General features: G+C 46.8%; 11 protein-coding genes. 10 read left to right on the top strand and 1 reads right to left on the bottom strand.

The window, feature by feature from the left end:
- Window positions 1-20 precede the first annotated feature (20 nt).
- The 10 genes from L9W92_RS19145 (at window position 21) to L9W92_RS10295 (ending at window position 15,230) form a co-directional block, all read left to right on the top strand.
- Window positions 21-647 carry a CIS tube protein gene (locus L9W92_RS19145; RefSeq protein ID WP_240083683.1) on the top strand — a complete coding sequence of 209 codons (627 nt, stop codon included), beginning with the start codon at window positions 21-23 and terminating at the stop codon, window positions 645-647.
- A gap of 5 nt (window positions 648-652) precedes the next feature.
- Window positions 653-1,750, top strand: a complete 1,098-nt coding sequence (locus L9W92_RS10335) for a phage late control D family protein (protein WP_240083682.1) — start codon at window positions 653-655, stop codon at window positions 1,748-1,750.
- A complete protein-coding gene (locus tag L9W92_RS10330) occupies window positions 1,747-2,463 on the top strand; it encodes a phage baseplate assembly protein V (protein WP_240083681.1) in 717 nt (238 codons plus the stop codon). Before L9W92_RS10335 ends, L9W92_RS10330 begins: the two co-directional genes overlap by 4 nt.
- Window positions 2,464-2,629: 166 nt before the next feature.
- Complete coding sequence (locus L9W92_RS10325) at window positions 2,630-3,031, top strand: gp25 family contractile injection system sheath assembly initiator (protein WP_240083680.1); 402 nt, start codon at window positions 2,630-2,632, stop codon at window positions 3,029-3,031.
- Window positions 3,032-3,053: 22 nt separating this feature from the next.
- Window positions 3,054-6,119: a putative baseplate assembly protein gene (locus L9W92_RS10320; RefSeq protein WP_240083679.1), complete on the top strand. Its 3,066-nt coding sequence runs from the start codon at window positions 3,054-3,056 to the stop codon at window positions 6,117-6,119.
- A 33-nt stretch (window positions 6,120-6,152) separates the two neighbouring features.
- Complete coding sequence (locus tag L9W92_RS10315) at window positions 6,153-8,405, top strand: putative baseplate assembly protein (RefSeq protein ID WP_240083678.1); 2,253 nt, start codon at window positions 6,153-6,155, stop codon at window positions 8,403-8,405.
- A gap of 21 nt (window positions 8,406-8,426) precedes the next feature.
- Window positions 8,427-10,541 (top strand): phage tail protein, encoded by a 2,115-nt coding sequence (locus L9W92_RS19140; RefSeq protein ID WP_240083677.1) that lies wholly within the window; start codon window positions 8,427-8,429, stop codon window positions 10,539-10,541.
- A gap of 83 nt (window positions 10,542-10,624) precedes the next feature.
- A complete protein-coding gene (locus L9W92_RS10305) occupies window positions 10,625-12,211 on the top strand; it encodes a hypothetical protein (protein WP_240083676.1) in 1,587 nt (528 codons plus the stop codon).
- Between the two features lie 15 nt (window positions 12,212-12,226).
- Complete coding sequence (locus L9W92_RS10300) at window positions 12,227-14,668, top strand: eCIS core domain-containing protein (RefSeq protein ID WP_240083675.1); 2,442 nt, start codon at window positions 12,227-12,229, stop codon at window positions 14,666-14,668.
- A 22-nt stretch (window positions 14,669-14,690) separates the two neighbouring features.
- Window positions 14,691-15,230: a hypothetical protein gene (locus L9W92_RS10295; protein WP_240083674.1), complete on the top strand. Its 540-nt coding sequence runs from the start codon at window positions 14,691-14,693 to the stop codon at window positions 15,228-15,230.
- A 1-nt stretch (window position 15,231) separates the two neighbouring features.
- Here the strand turns inward: L9W92_RS10295 and L9W92_RS10290 are convergent, their stop codons facing one another.
- On the bottom strand, window positions 15,232-16,458 hold the full coding sequence (locus L9W92_RS10290) for a hypothetical protein (RefSeq protein ID WP_240083673.1): 1,227 nt from the start codon (window positions 16,456-16,458) through the stop codon (window positions 15,232-15,234).
- Window positions 16,459-17,222 lie beyond the last annotated feature (764 nt).

Raw genomic sequence — 17,222 nt, 5'->3', positions numbered from 1 at the left:
TGGAGGGAATGAGGTAAAAAGTGGCGCTTGAAAAAGCGAAGGTTATCGTAGAAAGAAGCAAAAGACAACAGACAATTGAAGTTTTGTTCAACCCGAACGAGTATACGATCCAGATGGCTAATAGTTTTAAATGGCATAAAATTCCCGGGCTTTCCGTGCCGATTGGCAAATTTGTCAGTGGCGACGGCGCGAAATTGACTATGGAGTTATTTTTTGACACGTACGAAAAGGGAATTGATGTGCGTAATTATTCTTCACAGATAACAAATTTACTGAATGTGGACAAAGATCTTCATGCTCCGCCGATGTGCAAATTTGTTTGGGGTCCGATGTCCTTTCGAGGGGTAGTGGTAAGCGTTACCCAGAAGTTTACCATGTTTTTGGACTCGGGTACTCCTGTTAGAGCGAAATTAAATGTTACATTTAATAAATGTCAGAGTATAGTGGAGCAATTCAAGGAAACACCCCGGCAGTCGTCAGACCGGACAAAGCAAAGAACGTTGAAACAAGGGGAGCATCTTTGGATGATTGCCGGTGAGGAATATGAGGACCCGCGTTTCTGGAGAGAAATTGCCAGGGCCAATGGCATTGACAACCCGAGGATTTTAGAGCCGGGCATGAATCTGATAGTGCCGCCTTTGGAGTAGACTAAATGGGTGATGTGAGTTTAAACAACAACAGCTACGGTTTTGACGAACTGGCCGGAAAATACCGGGATTTCTACGCGCCTTATTTCAAAGTCAGGGTCGAGGGCGAGGATCTGGTTGGCCAGGGTGTCGGAATCAACAGTGTTAAGGTGGATACAAGTGTTGAAAAGGCCGATTCTTTTTCGTTTACGGTAATCAACGCTTATAATGCCGTGAACAGGGATTTTGATTGGCTCGATCAATATTTTTCCGCGGGGAAAAATATTGAAATCACCATGGGCTACGCGGACAAGCTGGAGACAGTTTTTATCGGTTTAATCACTTCCGTTAAGATTGATTTTCCGCCGGACGGCAATCCGACAATAACTGTCGGCGGCATGGATGCCACCTTTAAAATGATGAGGGGAGTTAAGTCACGCTCCTGGATGAATAAAAAGCACAGTGAAGTGGTCAGCGCCATCGCCGGCGAATATGCGTTGAAAACCAGTGTGGACACCACCAGTGTGGTTTACGATATTGTCGAACAGAGCCGCGCCACGGACTACCAGTTCCTGTCGTGGATGGCCCGGGAAAATAATTATGAATTTTTCGTGGCCGGGAAAACAGCGTACTTCCGGAAACCGCACCAGGACAAAACGCCGGTTATCACGCTGGAGTTGGGTAAGAACCTGCACAATTTATCGGTTGAGATTGACATTGTCGACCAGATAGCGAAAGTTGATGTGAGGGGTTACGATGAAAAAAAGAAAGAAGAAATCGCCGGCGTGTCAGGCAGCGTTAATAAACTGGGAAATGGTGCCAAAACAGGCCCCGCTATTTTGAGCGAAATATGTCCAAACGCCAAGGATTATATCTATACAAACGTAACCTCAAAGGCCGACGCTGATGAAAAAGCTACCGCCGTACTGAATGAACGGGCGATGCAGCTTGTTTCCGGCAGCGGGGAGTCCATCGGCCTTCCAGAAATCAGGGCGGGCAAGTATATTAAAGTGGCGGGCGCCGGAAGCAAGCTGAACCAGGTTTATTACCTCAAGTCCGCGACTCATACCGTTGACGATTCAGGCTACTTCACGGCTTTTACTATCGGAGGGAATGCATTTTGAGCTTATACGACTCGCTCTCTAGCGTGAACAAACCGATGAACCGGAAATTATATGGAGTATTAGTCGGTGTTGTGACCAATAACAAGGACCCGGAAAAACTGGGCAGGGTGAAGCTGAAACTGCCAATCAGGGAGTGCGAGAACGAAACCGGCTGGGCGAGAGTGGCGACGTTGATGGCCGGCAGCAGCAGGGGAAGCTTTTTCCTGCCCGAAGTGGGAGACGAAGTGCTGGTGGCCTTTCATGACGCTGACGTCCGGCAGCCGTATGTAATCGGCATGCTGTGGAACTCAAAGGAAAAACCTCCGGAAGACAATGCCGACGGGAAGAATAATATTCGCAAGTTCAAATCCCGCAGCGGGCACGAGTTGATTTTCGGCGATGAGTCCGGTAAAGAAAAAATAGAGGTTAAAACCCAAAAAGGGCAAATTATCCTGATGGATGATGCGGGAAACGGCAAGATTCAAATAAAAAGCGGCAACAATCAAATTACTATTGACGGGGCAAGCAATGAGATAAGCGTTAAAAGTGATATGAAAATAACAATAAAAGCCGGTTCTAATTCTATAGCGATTGATGCCAGCGGCATTAAGATAGAGAGTGCCGCGCAGCTTAAAATCAAGGCGCAAATGTTGGATATTGAAGCCGGCGGCATGATGAATATTAAATCCAGCGGTATAATGAACATCCAGGGCTCAATGGTGAAAATCAACTGAATGCAGTAGTCAGTAGTCAGGAGTCAGAATAAAATAATGGTTTATGTCTTGTATTATTCTGCCCTGAAAATAAATCATTACCATTTTCAGCTATTTGATGGTGAAGCGAAGCTTCATGGGAGCCTGACTACTGAATTCTGATTACTCTAAAAAGTAGGTTATGGCTATGTCCAAAGGTTTTTTGGGAAAAGGTTGGAAATTTCCTGTGCAAGTGGATCCCGTAACCGGCCGGATCATGATGTCGGAGTATGAGGAAGACATCTCTGAAGCAATTCGTATTATTTTGTCAACAGCTAAAGGAGAGCGGGTAATGCGTCCGGGCTTTGGCTGCGACATTCATAAATATATTTTCGGCCTGACGGACGTTACTTCGTTAAGACTGCTTGAGTCCGACGTTAAAGACGCGATTATGCTTTGGGAGCCGCGAGTTGACGATGTTGAAGTAAATGCGGATTTTGACCGGGAGAACCCGGGGAAACTGCTCATCAATATTCAGTATGTAGTGCGTACAACGAATAACCTTTTTAACCTTGTTTACCCGTTTTATATATATGAGGGCACCAAATAATCCTAAGGCTAAGGGGAGCATTATGCAGCCGCCGGTAATCGATCAAAGAGATCTAGACGCGTTAATTAAACAAATGGCTAAATTATATCCATATTACACGCCGGAATGGAGGTTTTCGCCGGAAGATCCCGATCCGGGCACGGCGCTTTTTTTGATATTCGCCGGGATGTTCCAGGAAAATATCAAGCGTTTTAACCAGGTAGCCGCGAAGAATTTTATGGCGTTTGTAAATATGTTTAATTTCCCCGTTCTCCCGGCCAAGCCCGCGCGCGCTTACGTTACCTTCAAGTTGAGCGAGGGGGCGGAAAAACCGGTGCTGATTCCCGCGGGAACGCAGGTTTCCGCGGATGTTCCGGAGGGGGATGAACCTGTTGTGTTTGAAACCGACGGCAGCATTCTGGCGACACCCGCCTACCCTGTCGCGGCGTACAATGTGAGTTCCAAGCTGGATTATATTTGTAAAATACCGGATGAATGCCTGGGTGATCCGGGGAAAAAGGATAAGCCGCCGTTTGCTTTATTGGATTTTCCGCACGCGCTTAACCTGCAGGAGCACAGTTTGTATTTGGGGCACGGCGATTTGTTCAATATCAAAGACACTGCCGTGGTGGAACTGGAGTTCAGAAACTCGCTGAAGAGATTTAAGGAGCCTTCGATTTGCGCCAAATTAGTTGATTTAGAATACACGGAATGGGCATACATCGGGGAAACCGGCTGGCAGGCTTTTGATGAAGTGTCGGCCGACGGGAATAAGGTAATTTTAAAGAAAACTAAACGGCTGCAAATTAAGCAGGCATCTGTGGGAGGGAGCTTCAGCAGGTGGATTAGGTGCAGGGCCAAAGCAGAAAAAGTAGCAGGCATTTGTGACATTGAAATAGACGGCGTGGGTGCCGGGGTGGCTTTTTACGACGTTGAAAACCGTAAGGGCATTGAACCGGATATGGTATTTTATAACGACGTCCAGCAGGATCTGACCGGGTTTTATCCATTCGGCCAGTACTTTGTCCAATATGACGCCTTTTACCTGTCCAGTCAGGAGGTGTTTTCCAAAAAGGGCGCTGATGTTAGTCTCCGGTTTAATTTAAAACATGTTGCCAACAGTCTGACAGACAGTGCAGCTGAGCCAACCGATTGGAAATTGGTGATGAAACAAGAGGAAATGGAAGTACCCCTCAAGACGGCGGAAGTGGCTGTAACGGCGGTAGCGTGGGAGTATTGGAACGGCAATGGCTGGGTAAGGCTTTCATTTGATAAAAAATACGAGGAAATTTTTTACCGGCAGGCGGATCAGGAACAGAGTATCGTTTTCAAGTGTCCGGCCGACCTGGAAGAGACTTTTGTCAACGAGCAATATAATTATTGGATCAGGGCGCGTATAACAAGCATTCAAAATAATTACGCGGCCAATTCGGTTTACCGCTCGCCGTGGCTCGAAGGTATTGTTTTAAAATATGAATTTGTGAATAACAAGAAGCACCCAATCGAGCATTGTCTGACGTACAACAATGTGGAATACCGGGACATGACGGAAGAGGCGATAAATGCCGGAAATATGTTTTTCCCTTTTCAAAGCCTGGTTTGCAGGCATCCGTCTTTCTACCTGGGGTTTGCTTCGCCGCCTCTGAAAGGGCCGGTTAGTATGTTTTTTTCTATAAAAGATCAAAAATACGCTGGTGAGGATTTGCCTTTTATTGAGTGGGAGTATCTGAGAAGCAACGGCAGCGCTGCAGAGACTGCAGAGTGGTCGGTATTGAAGACAGTGGACGAAACAAGAGGATTCACCAGGAGCGGTACTGTTGTTTTCGCAGGGCCGTCTGATTTTGTCAGAAGCAGTGTTTTTGGCCAGGAATTATTTTGGATCCGCGCCGTGAATCGTGACGGTAAATTCGAACTGGAGCAAAAACCGGCCGCTCCTATTGTTAAAGGAATCTATATGAACTCAACGAGAGTGACGCAGCAGGTAAGCATAAAGAATGAAGCGCCTGAGTTAGCCGGTGAAATCAACAAAGTATGCCAACTGGCGGCCTTGCCGGTGATTTCCGGGGAGGTTTGGGTAAACGAGGCCAGGTATCTGACGGAGGCGGAGAAGAAGCTTTTTGTTGATAATGAACTGTTTTCCGTGAGCGAAATTAAGGATGGCGAGGGAAGGACAACCGAGTTCTGGATCAAATGGCATCCTGTCGATGATTTTCTTGATTCCGGGCCGGAGGACCGGCATTATGTCATTGACCGCTCTTTAGGAAAGATTTATTTCGGAGACGGTAAGAACGGTAAAATACCACCCTTGTCAGATGTGAAAAATATCAAGGTGAAGTATAGCATTGGGGGCGGCACAAAAGGGAACGTGGGGCCGTTCGAGATTAAAAACCTTCAAAATTCGATTGCTTTTGTTGACGAAGTGTTCAACCCGGAGCCTGCCGGCGGCGGGTGCGATATGGAGACGGTGGCGAATGCTTTAAGACGCGGTCCGCAAATTTTGAAGCACCGCAACCGGGCGGTGACAGCTGAGGATTTTGAGTGGCTGGTCAGGCAGGCTTCCCAAAATATTGCGAGAGTTAAGTGCTTGCCGAATATCAACCTGCAAATGAAAAAAGAAACCGGTTGTGTTGCGATTGTGATTCTGCCCAAAGGAGGAAACGCCGGTTTGGCTGTCTTCCCTGAGTTAAGGCAGCAAGTGGAAAGGTATGTCATGGAGCGGACATCCGGCACTTTGTCATTCCCAGGTAAAATTCAGGTAATTAAACCGGCCTTCCTGGAGATATCTGTTTACGCGGTGCTTGTTGTCAAGGAAGTGGAAAATGTCGCGCCGGTGGAAAAAGAGGCGGTGGACAGGCTTAACGAGTATTTGGATCCACTAACGGGCGGTAATACCGGAAACGGGTGGGAAATTGGACAAAGCCCGCATATTTCTATTTTTTACGCGTTGCTGAAGTCCATCAGCAATGTTAATCATGTTGAAAAAGTCTCCATGACGGTTTATAAAATTGAAGATAATCTAAGAACGGAAATGGATCCGAACAATCTCGCTAATTTGCTCCACGGTATGGTCACCAACGGAAGCCACAGCGTGGATGTGAAAGTGTTGTAAGAATACCTGAATTTAATAATACAGGAGGGTTAAATGTTACCCTTACCCGAGTTAGACGACAGAGATTTCAAAGAGATAGTCGATGAATCGAAAAAAGCGATTCCCAAGCTGTCACCACAGTGGACCGATGAGAATTACCATGATCCCGGGGTTACTTTTATTGAGCTTTTTGCCTGGCTGGCGGAAATGCAGCAGTATTATCTGAACCGGATTACCGTAAAAAATGAGCTGAAGTTCTTGAAACTCATGGGAGCCAGGCCAAATGACGCTGCTCCGGCGAAAGCCGATGTAACTTTTGCAGGCGTCAGCAGGGAATTGTATCTTCCAAAGGGCACTAAACTGTCGGCGTCCGGTCAACCCTTTGAAACCGCCGAGCCTTTATTGCTGGTTGCGGCCCAGATTGAAAAAATCATTGTGTTTTCGGATGCGGATTCAGTCGACAGCACCTCGTCCGACAGCAACAAAGGTGTTTCGTATTATGCTTTCGGACGGGAAGCAAAAAAAGGCAGCCGGTTTTATGTCGGATTTGACCGGGAATTGCCTCTCGGCCGGAGCCTTTTCTTAACAATCAAATTATACGAGGACTACCCGGTCCCAAGAGGGGCTGCTGAGGATGACGATAAGGATTTTGTCCCTCCGGCGAGAGTATCATGGAAATACTATGGGAGTGCATCAGCGGATCCGGGTACGGCGCCGGGCTGGCTTCCCCTGCTGGTTCTCAGGGATGAAACCGCTCACCTGTCGCGTGGGGGAAGAATTCTGTTTCAAGTTCCCACGTCCATGAAAACGGTGAAGATCCATCCGGCGAACGACAAAAGCCGCTTCTGGATATGCTGTACAGTTGAAGAAGAAGGATATGAACTGTCTCCTCGTTTGGACAGAATCTTGATGAACACGGTATCCGCCGTCCAGGGTGAAACCTTGAGCGAAGTTGTTTCATTTTCCAGCAGCGGACAGCCGGACATGATTTTTGAGGCCGGCGGTAATCTGCCGTTGTACGGGGACTGTGAGGTACAGGTCCGGGATGAGGAGGACGGCTGGCGGTATTGGAAAGCTGCCGGAGATTTATCTATTCTAAACAGCAAAGATTCAGGTTATATGCTGGAACGGAATATGACTGAAAAGAAAGTGATCATTAAATTCGGCAATGGATTATGCGGGGCTATTCCGCCAAGGGGGCGGGACAATATCAGGCTGATTGCCCATTTGCCTTCGTTTGCGGGCAAGCGGTTTGCCGGCATAAGCAGCGGACTGCCGCACCAGATTTTCGATACATCTGTTCCGGGGATTATCCCATCCGGTTTTAAGCTGCAGGTTGGCGAGAAAAAGGCGGGGTCTGATGAGTTTATATGGCGGGACTGGGAAATGGTGGATGATTTTGACGCCTCCAAGCCGGGTGACTTTCATTTTGCCTTGAACAGTGAGACAGGTGAATTATCATTCGGCGATAATGAAAGAGGGATGATTCCACCACGCGCCGCTCAAGCTAACATTTGCCTTGTTTCCTGCCGGACGGGCGGCGGAAAAAGAGGCAATGTCAAGGAAAACGAGATAAATATGATCGTGGGGCAAGCCGATGAACTGCGGGCAATTACCGTGACAAACTATTATCACGCTGCCGGCGGGACCGGAAAGGAAAGTTTGGAAGATGCCAAACGAAGAGTGCGCAGGCAGTTAAAAAGACAGTTTCGTGCCGTCTCGTGCCAGGATTTTGAAGAGATTGCCAAAACCACACCCGGCCTCCGGGTGGCAAAAGTGAAAGCCATTCCCCTGTTTGAAATGGGGTTGAAGGATTATCCGCAAAACAAGGCGCCCGCGCAGGTAACCGTTGTCGTGGTGCCCTACGGCGAATCCAAAAAACCTGTTCCCAGCAAAGGTTTTTTGGAAACAGTGCGGCGGCATCTGGACAAGCACAGGCTGATCACGACTGAAGTGCATGTTGTACCGCCGCAATATATTGAAGTCACGGTGCACGCAGCGGTTGTCACCGCGCCTAATACAAAGATTGATTCGAAAAAAATAGTGCAGGCGCTTGACCGGTTGTTCCAGCCGGTGGAGCAGCCGGACGGTTCAAAGGGATGGCCGTTCGGCCGCGCAGTATCCAAAGGAGACATTTACGGGGCGATAAACCATATTATCGGAGTGGAATACATTAAAGACTTGTGGCTGGACGCGCAAGGCACGGGTATTCGTAAAACCCAAAGCGGTGATATTCAAATTCCTCCCTTTGGCCTGGTATACTCGGGCGAGCACAAAATTGAAATTGTGAGCCGGACGGATATATAAACAGACGCGTGCGGAGCTGAGGTGAAGGCAGTGGCTGAACAGGCCGGGTTTTTTTCGTTGAATAAAAAGTCCGATTGGGAAAAAGGTTGTAAAATCAACCTGGAGATTACAGATAACGGACTCGCGCTGCGGAAAACGAATAAATACGCGACGTCCAGGGTGATTAACCTGGATGCGCTGGACGCCATAGCTGAAGTGACTGATTTTACGGTAGGGAATAACGGGCAAATTTATCTCCTGGATGGCCGGGCTAATTTGTTTTTATATGATTATCTCAATGAGCAGCTGGATCTGTTCTTCGGGCGGGAGCAAGGATATTTTACGAAGAATGCCGCTATTTTATTTTTAAGAGGCACTATTTATTCAGCCGACCCTTTCGGGGAAAACAAAGTAGCGGCTTTTGCCGCGGCAACCGGGCAGATTTATTGGATTTTGAACAATTTTAACGGTTTGCCTTTATTTCCCCTGGCCATGACCGCGGATGAACAGCGGAATGTTTACATATTGGTGCCTTTGGCTGATGCCGGCAATAATGATGACCTTGAAGTGCCGGCGGAAGGACTCCTGGGTGTGGTAAAAATCAGTATGACCGGGAAAGTGGTTCTTGTTTTCCAGAATGAGAAGTTTAGGCTGAACCACAGCGACAGAATTATTGACCTGTTGAAAAAGTACTTCATTACAGTGTCAAAAGAAGGTTCTGTCTATGTTTTAAACACTGAAGACAATACGGTTTTTGAGTTTTCCAAAGATAATGTGCTAAAGAAGCAGTATTCAGTTCCGCTGCCCGGCAAGTCATCAGGTTTTTGCGTTGATTCATACGACCAAATTTATATTGGCGAAAGCCGGAAGATTGGCTTGAACGCGGAGGATGACAGGTTCATCCACAGATTTTCTTCAATCGGTGAATTTTTGGAGAAGATTCCAGGCTTTAGGGGCCGGACTGATAAATTCTTTCTTGATCAGAATAACAGTATATACATATGGAATCGAGAAACAGGCACGATTACTATTTTGGACTTGAAACCGAAAGTTCAGGAAATGAGCGCAACCGGGTTGCCGCATGGCATCTACTTTTCATCTTCTTTCGACAGTACAATTACGGAGATATCCTGGCACAAAATGATTTTGAACGCGGATATTCCGGAAAACACGCAGCTAAAAGTATCTTATTTTTCTTCAGATCGCAAGACCTTGATGATCAACGGCAAATTGACCGATATTGATGAATTCATCAATAACGACGCGACGCCGCCGGATGAAAAGATAAGTTCTCTCGAACCGTTTTGGTCCGAGCCGGTTGTCAACCCCGCAGACGCGCTTGTTCACGGCGCCAGGGGCAGGTATTTTTGGCTGAAAATTGAGTTTGTCGGGAATGAAGAATTAACCCCGGTATTAAGCAAATTTCGCTTGTATTATCCAAGAACGTCCTACTTGAGATACCTGCCCGCGATATATCAGGAGGATCACCAGAGCAGGGATTTCTTGGAGCGTTTTCTCGCGCTTTTTGAAGCTTTCTTTGCGGATATGGAGGAGAATATCAGCAATGTCGCCCGGTATTTTGATGTGGATGCGGTTTCCGGCCCATATTTGAAATGGCTGGCAACCTGGCTGGCAATTTCTGTTGATGACAGTTGGACCGGGGAACAATTGAAACAATTAATCAAAAAAGCACCGGTACTTTTCGAGAAACGGGGCACTAAACAGGGTATGGAGGAGATAATTGAAATCTATACCGGTGAGAAACCCTTTATCGTCGAGTATTTCCAGTATAAGCACCTCCGGGAGCAGCCCGAGTTAAAAGACCTGGTGGCGCAGCTTTACGGAACCGATCCTTATTGTTTTTGCGTTTTAATCAAACAGGAATGTGTGCCGACTGCGGGGCGGCGTTTTGTGGTGCAGCAGATCATTAATCAGGAAAAGCCGGCGTTCACCGAGGCAAAAATGGTTGTGCTGCAACCATGGATTTACATGGATATGCATACTTATCTGGGCATTAACACCTATTTATCCGAGCTATCATTATTGCGTCTTGACCAGGAGTCATCCATCCCGTATAGCACTTTGATCACAGACGTCGCTTTGGACAACAGGATGGGGGTACATAGCAGAGTAGGGTTAGACACTGAGTTGAAATAAAAGTGTTGCCTGGCGATTACCTTTGGGCGATTTTAAGCCATTTGCTACACATAAATTGGCAGTAAGGAACAGGAGGTTTCATAATGAAGAGTGCGCGGTATTATCCATTTGAAAGGAATCGTTATTTTTACGGAAAACTGCTGACCGTCCGGGATTTTGAATCTGAGCAAAAGTATATGAATGATAAGCGCCGGCTGATAAACAGGCTGCTGTCCGGCAGCGGGGTTGTGTGCGGGCTGCAGGTAGTCGCGGTTGATGACAAAACAATTTCCGTGGAAACAGGAGTCGCCCTCGATTCTTCCGGCCGGGAGATAGTCGTGGCGACGCCGGTTACCCAAAAGCTCTCCATGCTCGACGGATTTTCGAACAATGAATACGCGAAAGACGTATATTTGTGTATCGCCTATGATGAAAAGGGAAAAGAACCTGTGCATTCGATAGCCAGTTCTTCCACGCATTCGGAAGAGATGAGTGAATACAACCGGATCCAGGAAAGTTACCGGTTGTTCGTCAGGGAAGAAGCTCCCGGTCCTTCGGTTTTTGGTTTGCTGAACCTGGCGGAAGACATTAGTCTGGTTTACAGTGACAGTCAGGTGCGCATCTGGCAAAGAACACCCCGTTATGTGAACCCCGGGGGAGTTCTGGAAGTAACCATAAAAGTGGAAAAAGCTCTCCAGACCGCTAATTTGAGACTTTCATATGAAATCTTTTCCGAGCATTTTTATCCTGTCGACGGCGGCAGTACGCTAAAAGTCTCATTTATTGAACCTGACCACGGCCAGCAGACGGAATACGAGGCCAAATTTTTGTTGAAAGCGGTTGACAAAAGTGAGGTAACGGGTCAGGTGATGATTAAAGACAGTGTTGTCAAACTTGGGGTGGGGGATAAGCAAACGGACATAGAGACCGGCTGTGTAAATACGGTGCAAATTGTTGACGGGCCGGTCAAAGAGAGAATTCTGGACAGTTATTTTAACCTTACCCTGGATCAATACATGGAGAGCATTACCGAAGACTGTATATATCTGGCCAGAATAAGCCTGTTGCACGTGGGTTCCACGTTTATGATTGAAAAAGTGGAAAATGTCCCGTTCGGCGAGTATATTTACAACGCGTCGGTGCTTTACCAGCTGGGCTTGCTTGAAAGAGAGCATTCGGAAATGAGATTCACGGCGCGCGCCACGGCGACTGAATTGCCGCCCGGTGATAAACCGGAGGTTTTTGTAAACTACAACCATGAAAACAACGAATTTCAGTTTCAGGTTGGTGTTCCGCAGGCGAAGATAATCGTTGGGGACGTGACCACAGGAACCGCGGAAATAGAATTGGAAACAAACCAGAGATTCGGCAAAGGCTATTTTTCTGATGAAATTGAACACGGTCTCGGCTTGGGTCCGGTGTTTATTCATGTCGGCATAGAAGAAAACGTTGACAGCGAGACTGAGAACAACGGGCCGTACAGCGAGCAGATTTTTTACGGGGTAAACGAGGTTTTCCAAAAAAGCCCGTTCGAATCCCAGGTTCCTCCTTTATCTATCGGTACGGTAGTATACCCTAATACCGGGACCTTCCGTATCGGCATTAAACTGCAGGCTATCACAAAATTGCCTAAAATTACGTTGCGCTGGTGGGCATACAGGAAGCCCGCCGAAGTTAGCCTGGATAAATAGAAAGGTGATTAGGTAATGTATGATCATCAAGTAAGTAAAAAATCTAATGACATTACTAAATCTTCCGAACAGCACCAACAGGCGAGGAGCTTGGGTACAAGAGTACAGCAGTCTACTGCGCAGAATATTTTTCAACTTCAGCGCACGATCGGCAATCAGGCCACTCTTGATTTCCTGCGCAAAAACAGTGGTTTGTGGGTTCAAGCCAAGCTAAGAATAGGGAAGCCGGGGGATGAGTATGAGCAGAATGCTGATGAAACAGCTAATCAGGTGGTTGAATACATAAATATGCCTGAAAGTAAGTCTGCCCGGCGGGAATCCCCGCCAGGAGAATTGCAGACGCAGCCCGAATCCGGCGTGGCGCAGCGGCAGGAGGATGAAGAGGAAGAGCTGCAGATGCAGCCCGAATCCGGCACGGTGCAAAGGCAGGAAGAAGAAGAGGAAGAACTGCAGATGCAGCCCGAGTCCGGCACGGTGCAAAGGCAGGAGGAAGAAGAGGAAGAGTTGCAGATGCAGCCCGAGTCCGGCATAGTGCAAAGGCAGGAAGATAGAGAAGAAGAGTTGCAGATGCAGCCCGAGCCCGGCACGGTGCAAAGGCAGGAGGAAGAAGAGGAAGAGCTGCAGATGCAGGCCGAGCCCGGTGTGGTACAGAGGCAGGAAACGGGTGCGGGGGGCGTAGCAAAGCCGGGTATCGAAATGGCGATCCGGCAGGCGCGCGGCGGCGGCCAGGCCATAGAAAGCCAACTGCAGCGGAAGATGGGAAATGCTTTTGGCACCAGCTTCAGGGATGTCAAAATCTATACCGACACCCGGTCCGATCTTCTCAACCGTTCACTGGGCGCCCGTGCCTTTACGACAGGCAGGGATATTTTTTTCCGCCAGGGTGAATATAATCCCGGAAGCAACAGCGGACAGAAATTGCTTGCCCATGAGCTTACCCATGTTGTTCAGCAATCCGGCACCGCGTTAAGAATGTCTTTAAGCCCAATCCAGTTAAAAACGCGCAGCCATGCCGTGATCCAGATGCAGTACGACAAGATTGATGAATGGCTTGAAAAAGAAGCAGTTGACGATAAAAAAGACGGTTTATGGGCATTTTTTAACAGTCTCTCGGAGGCACAGCAAAAAATTGCCGTTTATATTATTGTTAATAAAAAGGATATAACGACTATTAAGCAAGAAGAGATCTCGGATTTAAGCAGCAAGGCGGCGGCTAATCAATTACCGGTCCCTGGTTTGAAAGATTTTCAAAAAAAGATAAAAAAAGGTCTAATCTTTAAGGGTGTAGACTGGGACCGTTTTTCCGATGTGATCAGGTTTACCAAAGGGGCTGTAACCTCGGAATCTGTTGCTCCGACCACCGGATCAGAAATAGCCGGGTATACGGCTACAGGAGTATCAGTGGGCGGAACAGGGATGAGCAAAATCTTAGGACTTGCCGTAGGATCTCCTATTGGGTCTATCGCCAGCGTTATCGGATCGGGGATCCAGGTCGGTACGGGATTACAGGAGGAATTTGGCACCGGCCTGACCGAAGGAGAATTTAATGAAACGCATACGGTTAAAGTAATAGGTGGCTTAGCGGATATAGGCCGTCATACCTCGACTGCCGTAACCGGCCTACAGGAACTTACCGATATCGGGGCATCTACCGCGACAGCTATGCAGGCCGCGGGAATTTTGGCTGTCATTGGCGGCGCTTATACCTTGATTGGCGGTATTATCGGGTTGATCAGCCATGAAGATCGGAGAAGCGTACTGGAAAAACTCGGTGGGAGTTTCAAGAAAGAACTGGAAGATTTTAAAAATGAGCTGGATGTTCATTCAAAAGAGCTAAAAGAATTAGCTAAAGTTAAAAATCCTAGTGAGCAGGATCAGAAAAAAATTAAAGAAACAGAAGCCCAGGTTAATGCGTTAATGAGAAAGATAAAAGAAAAAGAAAAATTGCTGCAGGCCGCCGATATCGGGGCCGGCACACAGGCCAGAATGCGTAATAAAAGCGCCGTTACAGCGGCTCAAGGCGCCGCCCTGATCGCTGGGGGCGCCCTGGTGATTGCTTCCGCCACCAATCCGGTTGGCTGGGTGATACTTGGTGTGGCCGCCCTGATTGGCGGCATCGGGGCGGTGTATAACTGGTACAAGAAGAGACAGCGCAAGAAGGAGCTTGTGGACGAACTCCTGAAAACAGATGTGTACGTCGAAGAACTGAAAAAATCGGGCAGTAAAAAGGTGGACAGGGACAAGGCAAGAAATCATTTATTGCAAAAACAAGGCTTCAATTCAGTGGATCAGCTGTATTCCTGCGTTTTGTTCAGCGCCGCGGAGGAGGCTTATAAAAAAGGTGTTGCAGGAGACGACAAAGAAAGCGCGGAATTAATTGAAAATCTCGGTTTGGAAATTGATAAAAAAACTAAGAGGCCGACTGTTGAGGAAATAGCCAAGAAATTACACGGGTAAAAACATCGGAAGGAGCATGTTCGTGGAATTATCGCAGGGTTATCCTTTTTCACTTGCTATGCTAAAAAAATGCCGCACACTGTACGAACAAGCAGGTCTGGTTACCAGTTGGGCGGAACCCTCGGAAGACGCCCCTTTTCATTCCCTGCTCGTGCGTTTCGACAAGGTGGGCGGACGGGAGTCCTCGGTTACGATGGAGCTTTGCTTTTTGCCGCATTTGGAAGAAGCCGCCTCGGAAGGAGTGTACTTGTTACAGACTTTTATCACTATAACGGAAAATATTTTTTCCGCTGCCGCCGCTGAGTTGCTTAAAATCGTGGCAAAAATAAACACCCAGCTTCCTGTGGGCGCGTATGGCTTTTTCGAGGATACCGGCGTTGTTTATTTCAAATACAACATCATCATTAACGAATCTGCCGGTGAAGAGGCAATAATCAAAACTATCAATCAACAAAGCGGCCTGATTCTTCACCAGATTTATCTGTTCATTGACGCCATCCTGGACGTGGCGGAGGGAATAAAGCCGGCGGCAGAAGCCTGGCAATCCGCGCCGCTGCTCTAATTTACTGCGGCTGTGCCGGTTCAGCTGTCTGAGCCGGTTGATAACTGCCGTTTTTAAACTCACCTTCATACAGCAAGTTTCCGCCGTCATCGAACATTTTCCCTTTTCCATCATATATTCCCCTGGCAAAGTTGCCGGTGTACCTGGGAGTGCCGTTGGCATTGTAAACTGTTCCTTCCCCGGAATAAAGACCGTTTTCAAAATTTCCCTTGTATAAAAGGACGCCATTTTCGTCATAAAGCTCGCCGCTGCCGTTGTATATCCCGTCCTTGAAAGCGCCTTTATACTTGACATTGCCGTTTTGATACAATTCCTTGCCATCCCCGGAAAAAACCCCGTCTTTTAAGGTTCCTTGATATACAAGTTCACTGTTCTCATTAAACAATTTGCCTTCTCCGGTATAGGCGCCGTCTTTGAACTCCCCTTGGTAGAAAAGAATTCCTTTTTCGTCGTACAGCTTGCCCTGGCCGTTGTACTCGCCGTTCTTGAATTCACCCTGATAGAAAAGGATGCCTTTTTCGTCGTACAATTTGCCCTGACCGTTATATTCGCCGTTTTTAAATTCACCTTCATATTTTATTTTTCCACCCGGGTGGAATTGTTTTCCCTGACCGGAAAAAGCGCCGTTAGTAAACTCACCTTGATAAACTAGGGCGCCCTTTTCATTGAACAGTTTGCCCTGACCTCCGTAATTGCCGTTATTGAATTCACCCTGGTATACAAGCGCGCCGTTTTCGTCGTACAATTTGCCCTGACCATTGTACTCCCCGTTTTGAAATCCGCCTTCGTACTTTATTTTTCCGCTGTCATAATATAATTTCCCCTGTCCGGAGTATGCGCCGTTGGCAAATTCGCCCTGGTACAGTGTTTTATCGTTTTCGTCATACAATTTGCCCTGGCCGTTGTACTCGCCATTCTGGAAACCGCCTTCGTATTTTATTTTCCCGCCGGGGTAGTATAGTTTACCCTGTCCCGCATAGGCGCCGCTGTTAAATTCACCAACATATACAACGTTTCCGTTTTCATCATAAAGTTTACCCTGGCCTTTAAATTCACCGTTAGAAAAAACCCCTTCATAGCGGACCGCGCCATTGCTGTGGAAAAGAGTTCCCTGCCCGTTGATCGCGCCTTTATCAAATTGACCTTCGTAGATCAAGTTGCCTTTTCCGTCGTAGAGTTTTCCTTTTCCGGTATACTGACCTTCGGTAAGTTTACCTTCATACTTCACACCCCCGTCTTTGTCAAGCAGGATTACCTTTCCGGAAAACGTTTTTAACTCCTTCGCATCTTCGCTGAGTGTTGTAACAGTTAAATAACTAAGCGGTGAGAACTTTAAAAAAATATATAAAAGTATGAAGAACGCGATAAATATGATTAACAGCAGTTTTTTTGAGATATAGAAGCTCCGGATTTTAAGATAATCATTTTGGGATAGAGGTTTACTGTGAAGAAGCTTAAATATGCGTTCCTGTATGTACCTTATTGCGGTATATGGCAATCTCTTAAGGTTAGTTAAGGACGATGTAAACCTGCCTCTGACTAATTGAATAAAAGGATAAAAAATTTTTTCCAGAGCGAAAATAATTTTATCAAGCACATTGGTCACCTTTAGGATATTATTTATTACCATTTTACAACAAGAATTAGCTGATGAACATCATTATATTTACTTTTCTAAAAGATATTTCATAACTATTTCAAGTAAATGATTTCTGTCTCCTCAAGTGTTTATTTTGCTTAAATGGGTGGTAAATCCTGTAATAACATATAAAGGAATAAATGTTTTGGTTGGGAAAATGCAACTATATTTAATGATATTTAGCCGCAATTGTTAATCCTTTATAAAAATTATGCTAAAATTATGTTAATGAATAGTAAATTATCCAAAGTCAATAAAACAAAAAATAGCTCTACGAAAACGTGAGCTGACTTTGGATAATTTCATTGGACGAAAGCGCTGACGCTAGTTTCTATGGGGAAATTAAAAAATTC

The organism is Pelotomaculum terephthalicicum JT (genome assembly GCF_022410535.1).
In the GTDB taxonomy this organism is placed as follows: domain Bacteria; phylum Bacillota; class Desulfotomaculia; order Desulfotomaculales; family Pelotomaculaceae; genus Pelotomaculum_D; species Pelotomaculum_D terephthalicicum.
The sequence above is the reverse complement of the archived record's forward strand: the minus strand, read 5'-3'. Positions and strand labels throughout refer to the sequence as shown.